Origin of the sequence: Tumidithrix elongata BACA0141 (assembly GCF_036349135.1) — a bacterium.
GTDB lineage: Bacteria > Cyanobacteriota > Cyanobacteriia > Pseudanabaenales > Pseudanabaenaceae > Tumidithrix > Tumidithrix elongata.
Map to the genome: position 1 here is coordinate 1 of NZ_JAZBJZ010000046.1, position 18,855 is coordinate 18,855.

The 18,855-nt window shown below is 46.4% G+C and carries 18 protein-coding genes; 11 read left to right on the forward strand and 7 right to left on the reverse strand.

The genetic code is table 11. The annotated features are described in order from the left end of the window. Positions 1-47: 47 nt before the first annotated feature. From V2H45_RS12595 to rnc, 3 genes are all read right to left on the reverse strand, one after another. On the reverse strand, positions 48-2,018 hold the full coding sequence (locus tag V2H45_RS12595; RefSeq protein ID WP_330484011.1) for a hypothetical protein: 1,971 nt from the start codon (positions 2,016-2,018) through the stop codon (positions 48-50). 118 nt (positions 2,019-2,136) lie between these two features. Continuing rightward, positions 2,137-2,472 carry a DMT family protein gene (locus V2H45_RS12600; RefSeq protein ID WP_330484012.1) on the reverse strand — a complete coding sequence of 112 codons (336 nt, stop codon included), beginning with the start codon at positions 2,470-2,472 and terminating at the stop codon, positions 2,137-2,139. Positions 2,473-2,583: 111 nt separating this feature from the next. Then, entirely contained in the window at positions 2,584-3,258 is a 675-nt protein-coding gene (gene rnc, locus V2H45_RS12605; RefSeq protein WP_408648776.1) for a ribonuclease III, read from the reverse strand. A 50-nt stretch (positions 3,259-3,308) separates the two neighbouring features. Between rnc and V2H45_RS12610 the strand changes: the two genes are divergently transcribed. From V2H45_RS12610 to V2H45_RS12655, 10 genes are all read left to right on the forward strand, one after another. Then, complete coding sequence (locus V2H45_RS12610; RefSeq protein ID WP_330484014.1) at positions 3,309-4,460, forward strand: aminotransferase class V-fold PLP-dependent enzyme; 1,152 nt, start codon at positions 3,309-3,311, stop codon at positions 4,458-4,460. Positions 4,461-4,520: 60 nt separating this feature from the next. Beyond that, on the forward strand, positions 4,521-5,438 hold the full coding sequence (locus V2H45_RS12615) for an NAD(+) kinase (protein ID WP_330484015.1): 918 nt from the start codon (positions 4,521-4,523) through the stop codon (positions 5,436-5,438). A 9-nt stretch (positions 5,439-5,447) separates the two neighbouring features. Further along, positions 5,448-6,002 carry a restriction endonuclease gene (locus V2H45_RS12620; RefSeq protein WP_330484016.1) on the forward strand — a complete coding sequence of 185 codons (555 nt, stop codon included), beginning with the start codon at positions 5,448-5,450 and terminating at the stop codon, positions 6,000-6,002. After that, positions 5,999-6,550 (forward strand): hypothetical protein, encoded by a 552-nt coding sequence (locus tag V2H45_RS12625; protein ID WP_330484017.1) that lies wholly within the window; start codon positions 5,999-6,001, stop codon positions 6,548-6,550. Before V2H45_RS12620 ends, V2H45_RS12625 begins: the two co-directional genes overlap by 4 nt. A 979-nt stretch (positions 6,551-7,529) precedes the next feature. Next, positions 7,530-9,560: an iron uptake porin gene (locus V2H45_RS12630; RefSeq protein WP_330484018.1), complete on the forward strand. Its 2,031-nt coding sequence runs from the start codon at positions 7,530-7,532 to the stop codon at positions 9,558-9,560. A 79-nt stretch (positions 9,561-9,639) separates the two neighbouring features. Continuing rightward, entirely contained in the window at positions 9,640-11,136 is a 1,497-nt protein-coding gene (locus V2H45_RS12635) for a CHAT domain-containing protein (protein WP_330484019.1), read from the forward strand. A gap of 62 nt (positions 11,137-11,198) precedes the next feature. Beyond that, on the forward strand, positions 11,199-12,287 hold the full coding sequence (rseP, locus tag V2H45_RS12640) for an RIP metalloprotease RseP (protein ID WP_330484020.1): 1,089 nt from the start codon (positions 11,199-11,201) through the stop codon (positions 12,285-12,287). A 48-nt stretch (positions 12,288-12,335) separates the two neighbouring features. Then, positions 12,336-12,713 carry a DUF433 domain-containing protein gene (locus V2H45_RS12645; protein WP_330484021.1) on the forward strand — a complete coding sequence of 126 codons (378 nt, stop codon included), beginning with the start codon at positions 12,336-12,338 and terminating at the stop codon, positions 12,711-12,713. A gap of 115 nt (positions 12,714-12,828) precedes the next feature. Then, positions 12,829-13,416 (forward strand): anthranilate synthase component II, encoded by a 588-nt coding sequence (locus V2H45_RS12650; RefSeq protein ID WP_330484022.1) that lies wholly within the window; start codon positions 12,829-12,831, stop codon positions 13,414-13,416. 62 nt (positions 13,417-13,478) lie between these two features. Beyond that, positions 13,479-14,366 carry an aldose epimerase family protein gene (locus V2H45_RS12655; protein WP_330484023.1) on the forward strand — a complete coding sequence of 296 codons (888 nt, stop codon included), beginning with the start codon at positions 13,479-13,481 and terminating at the stop codon, positions 14,364-14,366. Between the two features lie 51 nt (positions 14,367-14,417). Here V2H45_RS12655 and V2H45_RS12660 read toward each other — a convergent pair whose 3' ends face one another. The 3 genes from V2H45_RS12660 to V2H45_RS12670 form a co-directional block, all read right to left on the reverse strand. Continuing rightward, positions 14,418-15,626: a glutathione S-transferase family protein gene (locus V2H45_RS12660; RefSeq protein WP_330484024.1), complete on the reverse strand. Its 1,209-nt coding sequence runs from the start codon at positions 15,624-15,626 to the stop codon at positions 14,418-14,420. 216 nt (positions 15,627-15,842) lie between these two features. Further along, the gene (locus V2H45_RS12665) at positions 15,843-16,808 is read right to left on the reverse strand and encodes an endonuclease/exonuclease/phosphatase family protein (protein ID WP_330484025.1); all 966 of its coding nucleotides are present in this window, start codon (positions 16,806-16,808) and stop codon (positions 15,843-15,845) included. Between the two features lie 18 nt (positions 16,809-16,826). After that, positions 16,827-17,156, reverse strand: a complete 330-nt coding sequence (locus tag V2H45_RS12670; protein WP_330484026.1) for a 2Fe-2S iron-sulfur cluster-binding protein — start codon at positions 17,154-17,156, stop codon at positions 16,827-16,829. 143 nt (positions 17,157-17,299) lie between these two features. Here V2H45_RS12670 and rodA point away from each other — a divergent pair, with 143 nt between their 5' ends. Further along, the gene (gene rodA, locus V2H45_RS12675) at positions 17,300-18,556 is read left to right on the forward strand and encodes a rod shape-determining protein RodA (protein WP_330484027.1); all 1,257 of its coding nucleotides are present in this window, start codon (positions 17,300-17,302) and stop codon (positions 18,554-18,556) included. A gap of 47 nt (positions 18,557-18,603) precedes the next feature. On the opposite strand, the gene V2H45_RS12680 is transcribed toward rodA, so the two are convergent. After that, positions 18,604-18,822 carry a hypothetical protein gene (locus V2H45_RS12680; protein WP_330484028.1) on the reverse strand — a complete coding sequence of 73 codons (219 nt, stop codon included), beginning with the start codon at positions 18,820-18,822 and terminating at the stop codon, positions 18,604-18,606. Positions 18,823-18,855: the final 33 nt, after the last annotated feature.

Below are 18,855 nucleotides of genomic sequence, written 5' to 3' on the forward strand. Positions count from 1 at the left end.
TACTTTATCAGCTTTGCTGCTTTTGTCAATTTACCTAGGTTGAGCAATTACCTAAATTCTTCTGCTAAATTTTTCCGTAAATGTAGTGCAGTTTCAGGAAGTTGCTTTTCTGCTTCAAGATATATCTGAAGACATTCTGAATAGTGTTCCAGTTCATCAAGTAATCGCCCACGTTGGATTGAGAGAATTAACATACGTTCAGTTTTACGATCGCAGTCAAACCAGCCCCGTTTAGCCAATTTCTCCAACTCATCCAGCAACTCCTTCCGACTATCAGGATCGAACGAGGAGTAACCCAAATCTTTAGCAAAGATCTGCAAACGCTTTTTACTATCCCTATCAAACCGCACTTGAAAAGCCTCAATAACTCCCAAAAGTTGCTTTTGCCAATCGCGGTTATATTGCCAACTCTCCACAAAACGCGGCACAGCATAGCGCCAACCAACCTCCACATCTTGCCAAAATTTATGCTGCACCAAATCCAACAATCCATTCGCAATCCGTTCCGACTCGAAATAATCTGCCGTATCCGTAGGCTCCTTTGTCCATTCGCTCAAACGCGGTTCCAAATAAGTCACAGCCCGATCGCTCAACTCCCGCACCATGGGTGACTGTCCTGCCAACCCACAACGCAGATAATCTTGCAAAAAGCTCTCTAGCTTGTCATGTAACCTAATGCCCTTACCCTCCAACAACACAAACGAGTGCCTTGCCTTCAGCGATCGCATCTCTGGCTCAAGGTCAGTCACCCCCAGCATCGCCTTTAATAGGTCGTTATCAGGACGGCGCATCATCGCCATCGCATACGCCGCTTTTTTGTCGCGATCGTCCAAGCAATACCGCAAAAAGCGATCGCTCGTTGCTCTCACCACTGCCTCACGGGGCGACTCATCCTCGCGATCGTTAGATGGCGTGCTGAGAATCGTTACCAGATCGATCCCCTGTTGACGCATCGCCGCAATTTGCTGCACCACAAAGGGAATGCCCAAACTAAACTGCTTGACTGACTCCGCCTCATCATCACTCAAAGGCACATCGATCTCAGGATGCGCGAAATATTCACTCACCTGCTCCCGACTAAACTCGCTCATCGGGTAAACATAGAGATTTTCGGAAAACTCATCCCGATAGCCACGAAAATAATCCTGCGATAACCGAAAGCTATCTGCCAGATTTGCCCGACCTGCGATCGCCCACACCACCTGCCGACCTGCCGCCTTAATTACCATCCGCAACACGCGATCGCACTCAAGGCGATCGACAATCTCATAGGTATCCAGCAAAAGCACCAAAGGCTTCTGTTCCGCCATTGCTTGCAAACCATGCCCCAAAGCCTCAGCCAATTGTCGATGCGGTGTTGCAAAAATCCTACGTTCTTCCAAAGTCAACCGCTTTTTCATCAACCCCACCAAAGCATTTACTGCTCCATCCGCGATCGCCTCATCCACCTTGCCATCTCCCGCCCCCAGAATCGACTCTGCGTGAGGCAGTTTCCGCAAAGCTCCCAACGACCAACTCAAACCCTTTTTCAAAATCGGCGCATATTCCGCCCCCTCTCCCTGTCTAGCTTGTAGTTCCTTATCTACCTTTTCTTCAATTTGCTTCAGCGTCTTCCCCACCTGCCGATATTTCTCAAAATCTCGCTCGCGCCCCTTACTTACAGCCAGATAGATCGCCTCTAACACTGACTCAGGACGAATTGCCTCATGCCCAACATTCAGCGAGGGAAACTCATTCTTTGCCTCTTCCCAATCTAACCGCAACACCCGAAAGCTATTGGGAAACTCTTCCCCAGCTAGTTCGTAAAATCGCCGCCCAAGGCTTGTCTTACCCATTCCGCCTTCCCCATAAAGCAGGAAAATATGGGGCGATGCATTCACCACTTCTTTTCTCGCAGGTAAAAGTTTTGCTACGGTTGGCAAGTTCTTCGAGAACCATCGATTTGGTTGCAGCGATCGCAATACTTCTCGAAACTTTTTCTGCTCTTCTTGTCTTGCCAGAAAGATCCTTGTTGTCATTGACCAGCACCTTACGAATCTGATGTTATTCTAACCAACTACGTCAAGCTTGAAAGCGATCGCCGCTTTATCCCCATCGAATTCTCGTTAACTATCAAGAGACATCCCAACAGCAAAATTATTTGACCCCCACCGCAAAGAAAACAGCGATAAGCATCAGGGCAAAGGCAACAATATGGTTCCATTTTAAGCTCTCCCCTAAAACCATCACGGCAAAAAAGACAACAAAAGCCAAAATCGAAATCGCTTCTTGGATGATTTTTAACTGGGTGGCGGTAAACTCGCCATAGCCAATGCGATTGGCTGGCACTTGAAAGCAATATTCAAAAAAAGCAATTCCCCAACTCGCCAAAATCACGACAAAAATGGATTGGTTTTGGAGAAACTTGAGATGCCCGTACCACGCAAGCGTCATGAATATATTGGAAAAGACAAGCAAAATTACGGTGAGCATGGCAAATCCTATGGGGTAAACGATCTGAGTATTCCATTACCATAACGTCAATTCGAGGTGGAAATTGATAGCAAACCCTTGTGAGATGTTTTGAAAAAATAGACGCAACAACTAACCTAACCTTGCGATCGCATCCATTGCCGCTTGTTTCTCAGCTTCCTTTTTACTGCGACAGGGTTCGGCACTTTCACCAAAGAGGCGATCGCCCACATAAACTTTTGCCACAAACTGCGGCGCGTGATCTACACCTCCCACTTTCTCTACCACATAATTTGGGAAGGTATGTCCGAGATTTGCCTGTACCCATTCTTGAAATCGATTCTTGGCATTCAGATCGGAACGAGTACTAATAATATCTTCAGAAACAAAGTTAAACAATTGATTCACAAGGGGTCTAACCGCATCAATCTTGGCATCGCGATCTAAATAATAGGCTCCCACTACTGCCTCAAAGGTACTACTCAGGAGGTTCGCATTGAGCGCTTCTCTTTCTTTTTCCGCACCTTTCCCAAACCTGATTTTGCTGTCTAAACCTAATCTCAGGGCAAACTGGGCTAGCTGCTTCTCATCGGTTAGCGTAATCCGACGTTTGGTAAGTTCTGCCTCGGTCATGGTTGGGTAACGGGCATAGAGATAGTCACCACTTAGAAAATTTAAAATCGCATCTCCCAAAAACTCTAAGCGTTCGTTATCTTGAGATTCCATCGGATTCTCGTTAGCATAGGAGCTATGGGTAAGCGCCATATTTAAGAGTTTTGGATCGCGAAAGGTTAAAAGCTCTGGCAGTTCCATGTTAACTTTCTCAGCAAAGATATTACCTCAAGCATAAATCAACTATGAACTTTGGCAGGGAAGTGCGATCGCAGTGGTTATTAGATCGAAACTGTATTTTTCTCAATCATGGTGCGTTTGGGGCAACACCCAAGGTCGTGATGGAAGCGCAGAATGCATGGCGGCAGAAACTGGAATCGCAACCTTTGCAATTTATGCAAGAACTCGCAACCCATATTCGCGCGGCTGCCAACGAACTCGCCCAATTTGTCGGTGCTAAAGGCGAAGATTTAGTCTTTGTGGACAATGCCACCGCAGGTGTTAATGCTGTCGTGCGATCGCTAGATTTTTCGCCCCAAGATCGAATTGTGGTTACCAGTCACGGCTACGCCGCCGTGCGTAAAACCCTGACTTATGTTAGCCACCGCACGGGAGTCGAGATCGTCGAAGCCAAGGTTCCCTTTCCGATTCACAGCGAGCAAGAAGTTATCGAAGCGATCGCGCAGGCTTTAGATCCCAAGGTCAATCCCAACGTAAAACTTTTGGTGCTTGACCATATCACATCACCCACTGCCCTGATTTTCCCCATAGCAGCATTGGTCAAGCTGGCACAGGCACAGAATATTCCCGTGCTGGTTGATGGTGCGCACGCCCCCGGTACGCTCCCCCTCAACCTAGTCGAACTCGATGCTGACTGGTATGCGGGGAATTGCCATAAATGGCTTTGTGCCAATAAAGGCTGTGGCTTTTTGTATGCCAAGCCCGAACGCCAAGCCGACTTACACCCCAATGTGATTTCCCACGGCTTTGATGGCGGGTTTCTAGCCGAATTTGACTGGACGGGGACGCGCGACCCCAGTGCTTGGTTGACCGTTACCGATGCGATCGCTTTTCACCAACATTTAGGCAGCGATCGCGTCAGAGAGCACAATCACAAATTAGTTTTATGGGCAGCACAAATGTTAGCCACAACATGGCAACAAACCCTCCCCGCACCTGAGTTTATGCTTGGCGCAATGGCTACGATCCCTCTCCCACAGCAGGTTGCATCCAAGTACGCTGTCAGCGACTACCAAAAGCTCCATGACGAAATTTTAGTGAAACACCAGATCGAAGTGCCAATTATTCCCTTTGGCGATCGCCTGTGGGTGAGAGTTTCGGCGCAAGTTTATAATGAAGCTTGGGAGTACGAACATTTAGCCGCAGCTTTCAGGTAATTAGAGATCTATAATGACCAAACATTACATATTTTCTAATCGTTTAGGTGGTTTGTAACCGTGCCAAAAGTAGGCATTATTTTTAACGATGCAAAACCCACTGCCCAGAGGGTAGCACTGGAAATGCAGACTTGGTTTGATAAGCACGGCTGGCAAACTGTCTTAGCAACGGGTAGTGGTGGCATTTTGGGCTATGCCAAGCCTGACAGTCCCGTTTGTCATACCCCGATCGACAGTTTAGTTCCCCATGGCTTCGATCGCAGCATGGCTTTTGTGGTGGCGTTGGGTGGCGATGGCACAGTTCTATCCGCCTGTCGGCAAATTGCTCCCTGTGGGTTGCCCCTGTTAGCCATTAATACGGGACATATGGGTTTCTTGACCGATACCTATTTGACCCACTGGGAAGAAACTCTCAGCCAGATCGTCGAAGGCAGATATGTGGTCGAGCAGCGATCGATGATGGCTGTCCGCGTTTACGATCGCGAAGGTCTACTGTGGGAGGCACTGTCTTTAAATGAGATGGTCTTACACCGCGAACCCCTCACGAGTATGTGTCATTTTGAGGTCAAAATTGGCAGACATTCCCCGGTAGATATTGCAGCGGATGGAGTGATTATCTCAACACCAACAGGCTCGACGGCTTACGCTCTATCTGCGGGTGGCCCCGTGATCGAGCCGGGGATTCCTGTATTTCAACTCGTGCCGATCTGCCCGCATTCCATGGCATCTCGAGCGCTGGTGTTTGCCAATACTGAAACGGTGATGGTTTATCCTGCCAATCAGCATCGTTTGGTGCTGGTGGTGGATGGCAATGCAGGTTGTTATGTTTACCCTGACTATCACATCAAAATCGAGCGATCGCCCTATCCCGCCAGATTAATCCGATCGCATCACGGTGAGTTTTTCCAGGTTTTACGCGAAAAACTCGGTTGGGGCTTACCGCACATCTCTAAACCCACCTCGGTAGAATTGCCTTAGGGAGGAGAATTGGCAACACCAGCAGAATACGAAATTAAGATCAAATCGCTGCAATGGGATGGGTTGCGATCGCTGTGGGATGATATTGAAAATCGCAATACTCCAGATTGGGAATCAGGTAAAGCTTTTGAATATCTAGTTTTACGTGCGTTTCAATTGGACGGGGCTGAGGTGAGATTTCCTTACAGCGTGCGACTATTTGACGAAGAAGTCGAGCAAATTGATGGCGCAATTCACTCTAATGGAATTTCTTGTTTAGTTGAGAGCAAAGACTTTTCAGACAATACAAAAGTCAATATCGCTCCAATCGCAAAGCTTCGTAATCAACTTTTGCGTCGTCCCGCAACAGCAGTTGGACTAGTTTTTAGCCGAACTGGTTTTACAGATCCAGCTCGAAATCTTTCACGCTTTTTATCACCGCAAGCAATTTTGCTATGGGATGGAGACGAGATCAAGTATGGATTGGAAAACGAAAAAATTTGCGAACTATTAGCCTTGAAATATCGTGTATGTATAGAATACGGACTATCTGATTACAACATTATTGCGAGGAATATTCCATGATTGCATATGTTATCTGTGATAGTGTTTATGGTAAACAACTACTTAAAACCATCCTGCCTAAGCGATCGCTTAATCAAGTAGAAGTTGTTTCTACTACTGGGATATCTTCTGTGAAGTCGCTTGCGCGTTCTTTGGTTGTACTTAGACAAGTTCCAGTTTTTATCGTTGTTGATGCAGATTCAACAATACCCGAATTAAATCAACAGTATTCCAAAGATATTGCAGAGATCGTAGAAAGTGTTTCTGTTAATACGCCAGTTAAGGTATTCCTTTTTGTTCCAGAAATGGAATCAATCTTTTTTCAAGATATCCATTTACTATCAAGACTGCTTGGATATAGCCCATCTCAAGATGAACTCGATCGCGCAGTTACGCAACCGCGTAAAGTATTAGAGCATTTGATTTCCCGTTCAGAAGTAGTTCGAGACAAATCGGAAGCGATCGATCGCCTTGCTAATGAAAATCTTGAGATTTTGCAAAGTGCGCCAGTTATTCAAGAGCTAATCCATTTTCTTGAGTCAGTACGCGAACCAGTAAAAGTTCTATAAACCCTTGTCGAGTCACCAATCTAACAATCACTGTTTAGAGTAACCTGTAACCAAAACCCCAAGAGAGGAGGGCTATTTGTGGGCTGAAGATACTGTCAGCAAACTAAAAGCAAAAGACTTTGCCAATCTCGATGAACTTGAATTGAGGAGCTTGAAGCATTTTAGGCATAATATTCGGGAATCACGCACAATGCGATTGGAATTGTGTTAGGCAAGATTAGCAAATAACTCTGCGATCGCTTGGTTAGTAGATTACTCGGTGGTTGGTACTGCAATTCCGAGCTTCGCAATTACCTCTACAATTTTGTTGCGAACGGTAGTCCGAAATAAAGCATCTACATAGACTTTTGCTTGGTTTACACTGCCTCTATTTTTTGGAATGCACGACTATATCTCATTCGCCACAATACCTTTGGTAGCGATATCTTTGAGTTCCTTGTTATGCACTATCTTACTTTGCGATCGCGGAACCCATGCGGTATATAAATTAAATGAGAATTTTATGTGTTTAAAGGCTTGCCTATAGAATCTATAACTTGCAATCTAAACATTTGTTATATGGCTAGCTAAATATTGAGATTCAAATTTTATATATTTTAACGAATCATTCTTGCAAAAGTTATCATATTTTTGAGCCTTAATTCCTTGTTATATAAGGATCTTATGATTTATTCTTGTTGATTTTGATCGTAGATTTATATAGGGCTAAAATGTCTAAATGTTTATGTATATACAAATTAAATACGAGGATTGGCTTATTCTATTTTTTGATTATGAATATTAAAATTCGTGAAGTTGGCTTGATCTTTACTGCCACCCGAAATCAATAATTAAGTTTATGAGCTTGGTTGTAAATGGTCTCTAGATAGCTTGTAAGATATCGTTGGCTTGTACCTATTAGCATGTAAAAGTTAAGCAGAAACGTTTAGATATCTGTAAATAGATAGTTATGTAAGCTAGTTTATGAGGAGGTGTAGTTGTGAATTTATTGTTACTTCGGGCGACTCAGCGAAACTTACTGTCCAGAAACACATTCCATCGGGAATCGCAGTATCGCCTAATCTTTGCTTTGATCTGCGGCATTTATGCAGGTGGTTTTTATACTGGTGAGTTGTTTGGCGCTCGGAAGGCTGAGGCATTCGCAGAAGCTAACACAGAAATCACAGCAACGACGAATCGGGTAACGGCATTACCAGAGTCATTACCAACGAATGCGATCGCCGATCCAAAGTTGGCAAATCCAAAGTTAGCCGAGCAAAAATTACCAGAGAGTTCAAAATCGCAGGTAGCAACTCCTTCCGCGATCGTTCCGACCGACCCACTCCTACAGGTTAAGAATCCAGCGATCGTAGATTCGCAAACAACTGCTAGATCTAACGATCTGTCATCGAATTCTAAGATTCCACAAAGCGATCGCAATCCAACGCTTCAGCAGATTAACGACCTCTCACCCAAACCCATCCGCAAAGCCCAAGTCACTTCCGTTTCTCAATTGTCAGATGTTCGCCCCACAGATTGGGCATTTACAGCTTTGCAGTCTCTGGTCGAACGCTATGGATGTATTGCAGGCTATCCCGATCTCACCTATCGCGGTCAACGCGCCATGACCCGTTATGAGTTTGCCGCTGGTTTAAATGCCTGTTTGGACAAAATCAATGAAATTATTTCCGCAGGTCTAGCCGATAAGGTCAGCAAAGAAGATCTCGCCGCCGTGCAAAAACTCCAAGAGGAATTTGCTGCCGAATTAGCCACGCTCAGAGGGCGTGTGGATGCCTTAGAAGCGAAAACGACCAAGCTAGAGTCGCAACAGTTTTCGACCACGACTAAACTGTACGGACAAGCGGTTTTTGGCATTCAAGGACGAACGGGTAATACACCCGATCTATCCCCTAGGAATGGGGTGCGCACGCTCTTAGAAGCTGATAATGGGAAAAACGTTACCTTCGGATACAATGTCCAGCTCAACCTTGTGACGCAGCTTGACTTTTACAATCGCAGTATATTGCTCACGGGTTTGCAGGTGGGAAATCTCGACACAGGTTCCACTTCTTCGACCTCATTATTTAGCAATAACTTCACCCGTCTAGGTTATGAAACAAATACAACGGGTTCGGTTGTCTTGAGCGATCTATCCTATCGCTTTATGATTGGGGATAATTTCGTGGCGATCGTGGGTGCTGAGGGTGTCAATCCGATCAATGTCTTCCGAGGCCCCAATCGAGTGGAAAGCATCGGACGCGGGCCTATTTCCGCATTCGCACAACGGAACCCGATTCTCGCTTTAGGTGGGGGTAGGGCGGGCATAGGCTTTGATTGGCAACTAGGCGATCGCGTCAGTTTGCAAGCAGTTTACTCAGCAAGCGATGCAGCCTCGCCAACACCAAATACATTAGGCGCTGGCTTGTTTGGTGGTCCCTACACGCTTGGCGTGCAACTGGCTCTTACCCCAGCCGAAACAGTTGACACCACGCTCTATTACCTGCACTCCTATACCAACGATGGTAATCTTCGTACGAATATCGGTGATTCTTTGCTCGCTATAGGATTGTCCCGATTCACTACGGAAGCCTTTGGTGCGACCTTAAACTGGCGGATTAGCCCCTATGTCACCTTAGGAACTTGGGGTGGGTATACAACATCAAGCGCTCAAGATCCTGGTGCTTCTGGAACTGTAGAAACCACGAACTGGATGGTATACCTTAACTTCCCCGATTTGTTTGGTCGTGGAAATTTGGGCGGAATTTATGTAGGGCAACCTCCAAAAATTACCAGTAGCACCTTATCTGGCTTTAACAATGTCCCTGGCTCTATTGGTCTAGGAGGAGTTAGCGATGCTTCGGTAAAAGGTGGTCAGCCTTCTAGTACAACCCATGTGGAATTGTTTTATCGCTATCGGGTCAATGACAATATCAGTATTACTCCCGGAATCATCTTTTTGTTTAATAACGGTCATTCGGCGGGTAGCGATACGGTCACTATTGGAACGATCCGTACCACATTTACCTTCTAGCAGAAACTTCACAGATGGGTTTATGCTCCCTTAATCGATCGAGAATCATAGAATAGCTAAACATAGAGGATTCTAAATCATGAATCGTGCAACGCAGTATCAAGGCTCTCCTTGGAAACTTAATTGGAAATTTAGTTGGACATTTGGACTGGGATTGGTTTCAGCCTTAGCCATGAATGCACCGATCGCTTTGGCTCAATCCACTTCGTCTAGTTCTTCTTCCAGTTCTCAACAGGCAACACCCTATTTTCATGATAATATTTTTTCGGAACCTGGAGATACGGTTTTATGTACGCGCTTAATTGCTTGTGTATTGAGTAATTACTATAATCGCGTGCCAGCAGGGATTTTCATGCATCAACAAGCTGGCAAATATTTTGAGAAGGGGCAACTTGATGATGCTTTTTATAGTCTAGAAAGCTCCTATAGTGAAGATTTAAAATCTTACACAAATCGGAATCTCAATCCTATTCCCATGAGTTTAAATGTGGCACAACTAGAACTGCTCCGAGCTAGCAAAGCCACAGATAGTGCTACTGCTCTCGTTTATCCTACGATTTTCCCAGATCGGGTTGAATTGTTGGTTATTCCTTCGTCAGGCAAACCGATTCATCGCACTGTGCGCGTGGCAGAATCAGAGATCGTGCCGACTATTGACAAGCTTAGGGAAGACCTTCGCGACGCTAGTTCTAATGACTATTTAGACCCTGCTCAAAATCTTTATAAATGGATAATCTCACCGATTGACGACGATTTACAAGCGGCAAAAATTAAGACCCTAATCTTCGTGATGGATGGACCGCTGAGGGTAATTCCGATCGCAGCTCTCCATGATGGCAAAGAGTTCCTCGTGCAAAAATATGCCCTTGCTACCGTACCGACCATGGGACTGGCGAATTTCAAGTTGCGCGATCGCCGCAAGAATAATATCTTGGCGATGGGGTTAACGGAGTCCGTACAGGGGTTCTCGGCGTTACCGGGAGTGGAGGTTGAGGTCAACAACATTTCTAAGGTTTTGGAAGGAAGTTCGTTTCTAAATCAAACGTTTACGCTGAGCAACTTACAGTCGCAGCAAGAAAAGCAAAACTATGGCATTGTGCATCTGGCAACCCATGGCAAGTTTGTCAGTAATACGATCGATGGTGCATTCATTCAGTTTTGGAACGAACGACTGTACATCAATGACATTCCTCAATTAAAGTTCAGTAAATCTCAGTTGGAATTGTTAACGCTGAGCGCCTGCGAAACTGCTGTGGGCAATAACCTTGGTATCAGCGGTATGGCGGCTCAATCTGGGGTAAAGAGCGTTCTGGCATCCCTATGGACGGTCAGCGATGCGGGTACGATGCCTCTGATGCTGAGCTTCTATAGCGAATATCCTACGGCTACGAGTAAAGCGATCGCCATGCAAAAGGCACAAATTTCGCTGATCGAGGGCAAGGTTCGTATTCAAGATAAAAAAGTGATAGGAATTCCTAACCTTTCCGAGATTCCAGTGCCCAAATTGGGTGGAGATATTAACCTAAAACATCCGTATTATTGGTCTTCGTTTATTTTGGTAGGTAACTGGCTATAGAGCCGTTTGCTTTAGCAGAATGTTATGATTGGGCTTTAAGATTACCTAAACTTAACCTAGTTATGTCATTTCTGCCTGCGATCGCTGTTTTAGCTGTTTTGATATTGGTACACGAGCTAGGTCATTTTCTAGCAGCACGTTTACAGGGTATTCATGTCAACCGTTTTTCGATTGGCTTCGGGCCAGTGCTGTGGAAGTATCAAGGTAAGCAGACAGAATATGCGCTCAGGGCAATTCCCCTCGGTGGTTATGTGGGGTTTCCCGATAATGACGAAGACAGCAAAATCCCCGAGGACGATCCAGATTTGATGAAAAATCGCCCAATCCTAGATCGGGCGATCGTGATTAGTGCGGGTGTCATTTCTAACTTTGTATTTGCCTATCTGGTTTTGATGCTAATGGTGATCAGCGTCGGTGTGGGATCGGTCGATCGGCCAGGGGTAAGGGTTGCCAAGATTTTAAATCCCGATGCACCTGCTGCGATCGCGGGGTTGCAGACTGGAGATATCGTGCGATCGGCAAATGGCATTACCTTTGATACCAGCCTCACAACCCTAGAGCAATTTCAAAGCCTGATCGCCCAAAGTGCGAATAAGCCGGTTGCCATGGATGTCAATCGCGACGGCAAGACGCTCAAAATTACGGTTGTGCCCCAAGGCGAAGACAATAGCGGACGAATTGGTGTGAGATTAGACTTTACGGGCAAGCCCTATCGTCGTCCAATTCGTAACCTTGGAGAGGCTCTCACTTTTGCGGCAAAAGACTTTGAACGCTTAACCCTGATGACCGTGCAAGGACTCAAGCAACTGGCAACCAATTTCCAAAATACTGCCTCACAACTATCGGGGCCGATCGCGATCGTAGCGATCGGTTCAGAGCTGGTCAAGTCCGATGCCTCTAGTCTGTTTGACTTTACGGCAATCATTAGCATCAATCTTGCCATTATCAATATTTTGCCCCTACCTGCGCTGGATGGCGGTCAGTTGGTATTTTTGCTGATTGAGGCACTACGTGGTGGCAAGCCCCTGCCCGATCAAATTCAAGAGAATGTCATGCAAGGTGGACTGGTACTTTTGCTTGGCTTAGGCGTGGTGATGATTTTCAAGGATTCCTTTAACCTCTTACAGCAAAGCGGTTTAAGTCCTTTGTAGTTAAGTCATTTTTAGTAGTTCATACACAATATTTAGGAGGTTAAGGGTATGCCTTCAATATCGCTCCAAGGGCAGTCAGCAATCATCCTTACAGAGCGTGGCAAGACGATCGCAGGAACGCGCATTACCATCTACGACATCATGGACTATGTAACTGCTGGATATCCTACAAAATTTATTCAGTCTTTGTTCGATCTCACAGACGCGCAAATCAATGGCGCTCTTTCCTACATTGAAACTCATCGTGCTGAGGTCGAAGCAGAATACGAAATTGTGCTCAAGGAAGCAGAAGAACTACGCCAGTATTATGAGGAGCAAAATCGCGATCGCCTTGCTCAAATTGCAACCCTGCCACCTCCTGTAGGACTGGAAGCTGCTTGGGAAAAACTTCAGGTATCGAAAGCTAGGCATCTGTCCAAAACATGATTTTTCTATTGGCAACTACATTGGTGCAAGACGAATTTTCATCCCGTAAAGTTTGATGACATTTACCGTATTTAAACAAATTTGCTGATTGATTTGTGTGTTTTGAGAGAAATCTATGATTCTTGTAATTGATAACTACGACTCATTTACCTATAACCTCGTGCAATATCTGGGCGAGTTGCTGCCTGAGTTTCCGCACTTGGGTGAAGTGGTTGTAAAGCGCAATGATGAAATTGCGATCGCTGAGGTCGAGCAACTGAAACCCGCTGGCGTTGTGATTTCGCCGGGGCCCGGCCGTCCTGAGGAAGCAGGGGTCTCTTTAGATATCATTCAGAAATTGGGTGCGACGTTACCCATTTTAGGCGTGTGCTTGGGGCATCAAAGTATGGGATTGATCTTTGGGGGGGAGGTCGTATCGGCTCCCTATCTGATGCATGGCAAAACTTCGCAAATCTATCATAATGGGGTAGGCGTTCTGGCTGGCTTGAGCAATCCATTTACAGCAACGCGCTATCACAGTCTCGTGATCGATCGCACCAGTTGCCCAGATGTTCTAGAGATTACGGCTTGGACAGAGGATGACATCATTATGGGCGTAAGGCATCGCCAGTATCCTCATGTGCAGGGCGTGCAGTTCCATCCAGAGAGCATCTTAACGAGTTCTGGAAAAGATCTGTTGCGGAATTTCTTGAAGGGATTATAGAGCCGATTTTAGGGTATCCCCATCATGATATGATGCGGCTCATACTTCCCAAAGGTCTTCTCATGTTTTCCGTAACCGCTGAACAAAGACAATATCTCACCTATGTTCTCTCCGACACACAGGCAAAAACGACCGTTGAAGTTGTGCCTGAAAGGGGAGGTATTATTACCAGTTGGAAACTTCCACAAGGCGATCGCACCACGGAAGTTTTCTACATGGATGAGGAACGCTATACCCATCCCGAATTAAGCGTGCGCGGTGGCAATCCCATTCTGTTTCCCATTTGTGGGAACTTGCCAGACAATGCCTATACCTATGCTGGAGAGACCTACAATCTCAAGCAACATGGCTTTGCCAGAGATTTACCTTGGCAGGTGGTAGCTCAGTCTGTAGAATCAGGTGCTAGCCTCAGTATCAGTTTGCGGAGTAGCGATCTGACCCGCGAAGGATATCCCTTTGAGTTTGAGGTAATCTTTACTTACATCCTTCAAGGTAACAGGCTGACAATTCAGCAGCAGTTTGAGAATCTGTCGGATAAACCCATGCCATTCTCCGTTGGGTTCCATCCATATTTTGCCGCAACAGATAAAGAGAAGCTACAGGTTGAGATTCCAAGTAAGGAATATTTCGATAAGGCGCGTACTTCCTATGCCTTTGATGGAACTTTTGACTACAATCAAGATGAGATTGATATTGCATTTGAGCAGTTGTCGGCTCAGGTTTCCACGGTAAGCGATCGCGATCGGCAAGTTCGTCTGACTCTAGAATGGAATCAAGATTTCTCCACCTTGGTGTTTTGGACAGTGAAAGGCAAAGATTTTTACTGCTTGGAACCTTGGACTGCACCTCGAAACGCTATGAATACGGGTAAAAATTTGCTCGTAATTCCCCCCAAACAGCGTTTGACCACTGCCGTAAGCCTGATCGCAGAAGTTCTGACGCCAAACTAATCCCATGAGAATTCCTAAGCACGAGTCCTTACGGCAATGTAGAAGGGAATTCTAACGGTTTATCGCAAAGTTTGCTGGGTCTTGATCGCGCCGATGTTTGACGGGAATGGGAGTGCCCTGATCGTCACCTACCAAGGCGGCTGTTTTTTCCAAGGCTTCCCTTAGGCGTTTGGCGGCATAGATCGACATGTCACGGGGTACGCTAATGCGATCGCGTAAATAGCGCAGGGCAACATCAGATCCTTTGGGTGGCATGCAGACTTCGCCTGTCATCATCTGGGTCAAGGCACAACGTAGGGCTTCACCAACCAAGCTGTCATCGGCGGGGTTGACGCGAATAATATTCGTGCGATGCTTGAGCATTCGTTGCAATGCCTCTGCGCGGGAGGTTTCAGGCTCTGGGTAAGTCACATCAGGCAACCCATCCCAAGGCCCGCGATCAACCCTTGCTTGATTGAGTTTTGTTTGGGGGTCGCTATTTTCCCAACAACCTCCCATTTGGGGCGGTAGATCGTGGGCATGGGTATGAAAATCGCTCTGCGTGCCGCGATAGGTGGATCGGCTTTCCATCGCTGCAAACCAATCCGCTAAGCGAGGATTCTCTTCCCTGAGGGAATAGCCCTTGTAGTAGTAAAGACTGGCATTCATGCGTTCGACATAGGGTGTAAAGATGACATCCGCAGTCCCAAATTCTTCCAAAAAGTAAGAACTTGGGGTACTGCCTAGGGCATCCTCAACCATCGCCACCACGCCGATAAATTGATCGCAATGGCGTTGCTCTTCTTTGAGCGATCGGGTTGGTTGGCAAAGCCAAGAGCACCATGCTCGAAATAGCAATCGCTCTAGCCGTCTTAGGGGGAGCACTGTAGGGTCTTCCATACCGCGCCCCAAAACGCCAAATACCTGTTCTAGGGCAATTAAAATATCATCGCTTTCCTTGATAACGCGACCGTCTAGCTCGATCGCAGGGAGCATCCCCGATGGCACTTTGCGCGTGTACCAGCTCTCTTTTTCCCCATAGCAAAACATAGTGACTTTCTCGATGCGATAGGGAATCTGCTTTTCTTCTAGCCACAACCAGATTTTCTGACAGTAGGGGCACCAAGCATGGTTGTCGCGATACAGTATCACCCGCACGTCAGATTCGGCATGACCAAATAGACGCAACCGCGCTTGGGCATTGGTGGGGCCATTGACGGGATCGACTTGAAAATCTGAGAGCGCTTCTAGTTCTTGCCAGCTTAAGGGGGCGATCGTCATGGGTATCCTTTATTAGTTCAAAATTCTTGACTGAATCTCAATTTTAGACAATAAAAAAGATCTATAAATTTCAGATCCCTTGGGGTAGCTAGAGCGGTGATACCCCTACATTTGGATTATTGAAATTACCTGACCTGTAAGATGGTTGAGTTGAGAATGTATATCTAATTCCATGGCGCCTACATTTGGATTATTGAAATTACCTGACCTGTAAGACTAATCATCGTTTTTGTCCGAGCGAAATATGGCTCTGACGGGGAGATGATCGGAAACCTTTTGGAAATAGTCGCGATCGCTAGCAAAGCCCAAATCTTTGACGGGATCGAGGATTTGGATGGATTGGGGCAAATACTCTGCTTCTGCGCCTTTAGTGCCTTTAGAGACGGCAATGTGGTCGATCACACAACCAGTCCCTTTATTTGTGAAACGGGGGCGACCATTGGCATCGGTAGGCGTGCCATGTCGTTTGAGACAGTTATAGGTAGCATCGGTTTCAAGGCTGCGGGTGAGAAATAGGAGGGGGCCATCTTTAAAGCCACGATTTTGGGCTGCCCAAGTGGGACTGTTAAAATCGCCCAAAACCACCAAATCGGGATCGGATTGGGTATTGCGCTCGTAGGCATCGACTTCGGCTCGCATGACATCGCTTTGTTGCCGACGAATCTCATCAGCGCCCTGCTCGCCACTACCCTTTTGATGCACGACCACCATGGTGAAATTAAAGCCATTGCCAACTTTGAGATAGGCAACTAGGGGCGATCGCAGGGTTCCCGTCACATTTACGCGATTCCACTCCGTTACCTTGTTGGCTGTAATCAGATCGCTACGGTAAAACAGGGCAATTCTTTGCTTGTTGCCCGACTCACCCAAAAGAAACTCCCAATGATGGGACTTATTGAGGGCTGTTTTGAGCTTTTCGGCAGCGATTGCACTGACCTCCTGTAATCCAATTGCATCAAAATTGCGATCGACGATTTTGGCGAGGGTTTCAACTTTTGCGCCCTCTTGCCCGTCAAAATTCTCGACATTGTACGTCCCAATCCGAATCTGACTTGGCGCTGAGGACGAGCAGGCAGTCATGCAGAGCATACTCAGGCAAAGCCCCACCAAAAAGCTCAGTCCATGCTGAAATATTTGGTGATGAGGAGAGCCTTCTGAGGGAAATCTTAAGCGTAATGACATAAAACCCTAGATTGGCGGTTAAGATCCTCGCCCAAAGCGTACTTCGTAAACTTCTTCTTCTTTTTCGGTGACAATTTCTAGATCTGATTTGGGGTAGGAAACGCAGAGCAAAACATACCCTTTGGCATCTAAAGCTTCACCCATACCACCGATCCCCATTCCTTTACTTTGATCGACTTCGCCAGAAAGTACTTGCGCGGCACAGGTGGTACAGACACCTGCGTAGCAGGAGCAGGGTAGGTCTACGCCTTGTTCGTGGGCAGCGTCTAAAATCGATTGGGACTCAGGTACGGCGATCGTGTAAATTTGACCTTGATGGTGCAATTTTGCGGTGTAGGTCTGACTCATACAGATAATTTTCTAGAAGAATTTTCCTTTCAATTGTAGAGACTTCTGGGAAGCATCGATCGATCCCCACATCGCTTAAAAGAAATGGTAGCCTTAATAATTAGTTACACATCTCAGTTATTTCGTTGGGCGATCGACATACCATGTTGGCAAATAGTTGGCAAATTCCAGATCTAGAAACCTTAAAGCGAGAGTGGCGGGATGCCGATTTTGGTCTGTTACTTTTTCCGATATTTTTGACGATCTTGGGTGGTATTGCCATCTATAGTGCTGACTTTAACGCCAAACAGACCAACTGGTGGCAACATTGGGTCATGGGTGGCATTGGGTTGGGTATTCTGGTGGCGATCGCGCGATCGCATTACGACCAACTGCTGCGCCTACATTGGATTACCTACGCCATTACCAACCTTTCTCTCATGGCAGTGTTGCTGGTGGGTACATCGGCGCTGGGCGCAGAACGCTGGCTGAGTATTGGTGGCTTTAATCTACAGCCCTCCGAATTTGCTAAGGTCGGTGTCATTATTTCACTGGCAGCGGTACTGCACAATCGCCCCATTCAGCACCCTATGGATATTTTGAAAGTGGTGTGGGTAGTGATTCCCCCTTGGATTTTGATCTTTTTGCAACCAAATTTGGGTACAGCACTCGTATTTGCGGCAATTACGATTGGCATGTTGTACTGGGCGGGTGCGAGTTTGGGCTGGCTAGTGCTGCTAGGGTCGCCGATTATTTCGGCAATTATTTTTACGGTTTATGTGCCTGTGTGGATTGGTTGGGTGGCATTGATGGGCGTAACGGCTTGGTATTCTCTACCTTGGATCCGTACAATCAGTGCGATCGTGGCTGTGGTCGTGAACTTGGTTGCCGCACAGGTGGGGCATATTCTCTGGGGGCTGCTGCACGATTATCAAAAGCAAAGGCTATTGCTGTTTTTAGATCCTAGCCAAGATCCTTTAGGCGGCGGCTATCACTTGATTCAGTCGCGGATTGCGATCGGGGCAGGGAAGCTCTGGGGACAGGGTTTGATGAAGGGGACGCAGACGCAGCTCAACTTCATTCCCGAGCAACATACCGATTTTATTTTCTCGGCGATCGGCGAAGAGTTTGGCTTTATCGGTTGTATGTTTGTGCTGATTACGTTTCTAGGAATTTGTTGGCGGCTATTGGCGATCGCGGTGAGCGCCAAAGATAACTTTGGATCCTTAATTGCAATTGGCGTATTTTCGTTTATTTTGTTTCAAACCTTTGTCAACATCGGCATGAATATTGGTGTTGCGCCTGTGACGGGCATTCCGTTGCCTTGGCTGAGTTACGGTCGGTCGGCGATGATTGCCAATTTCATGGCGATCGGTATCGTCGAGTCCGTCGCTGCCCACCGTCGCACGATTAAATTCTGAGATCTATCTAAAATCTGTCTTTGAACCTATGTTTTTGAAATTTAGGTTTATAGCCACCCTATCCAACTTCTAAAATTTTCCCAAAAGCGATCGCCTAAATGCCAAGCTAGCAAACCACAAATGATGCCACCGATTAAAAATCCTGGCAAAAGCGATCCTGAAAAAAAACCTATAGTTCCAAAGCCAACGGCAAGTCCACCAATGAGAAAGCCGCAGCCAAATCGAACTAAAAAGGTTTGCATGTCAAAGCGTTTTGGAGAAGTCATAAGCCTATTTCCATAAATTTGTAAAAAGGACGG

Excerpts from the sequence above, each read along its gene's own strand:
- V2H45_RS12595 (WP_330484011.1), bottom strand. The coding sequence starts at position 2,018 with ATGACAACAAGGATCTTTCTGGCAAGACAAGAAGAGCAGAAAAAGTTT.
- V2H45_RS12600 (WP_330484012.1), bottom strand. The coding sequence starts at position 2,472 with ATGCTCACCGTAATTTTGCTTGTCTTTTCCAATATATTCATGACGCTT.
- V2H45_RS12610 (WP_330484014.1), top strand. The coding sequence starts at position 3,309 with ATGAACTTTGGCAGGGAAGTGCGATCGCAGTGGTTATTAGATCGAAAC.
- V2H45_RS12625 (WP_330484017.1), top strand. The coding sequence starts at position 5,999 with ATGATTGCATATGTTATCTGTGATAGTGTTTATGGTAAACAACTACTT.
- V2H45_RS12635 (WP_330484019.1), top strand. The coding sequence starts at position 9,640 with ATGAATCGTGCAACGCAGTATCAAGGCTCTCCTTGGAAACTTAATTGG.
- rseP (WP_330484020.1), top strand. The coding sequence starts at position 11,199 with ATGTCATTTCTGCCTGCGATCGCTGTTTTAGCTGTTTTGATATTGGTA.
- V2H45_RS12645 (WP_330484021.1), top strand. The coding sequence starts at position 12,336 with ATGCCTTCAATATCGCTCCAAGGGCAGTCAGCAATCATCCTTACAGAG.
- V2H45_RS12650 (WP_330484022.1), top strand. The coding sequence starts at position 12,829 with ATGATTCTTGTAATTGATAACTACGACTCATTTACCTATAACCTCGTG.
- V2H45_RS12655 (WP_330484023.1), top strand. The coding sequence starts at position 13,479 with ATGTTTTCCGTAACCGCTGAACAAAGACAATATCTCACCTATGTTCTC.
- V2H45_RS12660 (WP_330484024.1), bottom strand. The coding sequence starts at position 15,626 with ATGACGATCGCCCCCTTAAGCTGGCAAGAACTAGAAGCGCTCTCAGAT.
- V2H45_RS12665 (WP_330484025.1), bottom strand. The coding sequence starts at position 16,808 with ATGTCATTACGCTTAAGATTTCCCTCAGAAGGCTCTCCTCATCACCAA.
- V2H45_RS12670 (WP_330484026.1), bottom strand. The coding sequence starts at position 17,156 with ATGAGTCAGACCTACACCGCAAAATTGCACCATCAAGGTCAAATTTAC.
- rodA (WP_330484027.1), top strand. The coding sequence starts at position 17,300 with ATGTTGGCAAATAGTTGGCAAATTCCAGATCTAGAAACCTTAAAGCGA.
- V2H45_RS12680 (WP_330484028.1), bottom strand. The coding sequence starts at position 18,822 with ATGACTTCTCCAAAACGCTTTGACATGCAAACCTTTTTAGTTCGATTT.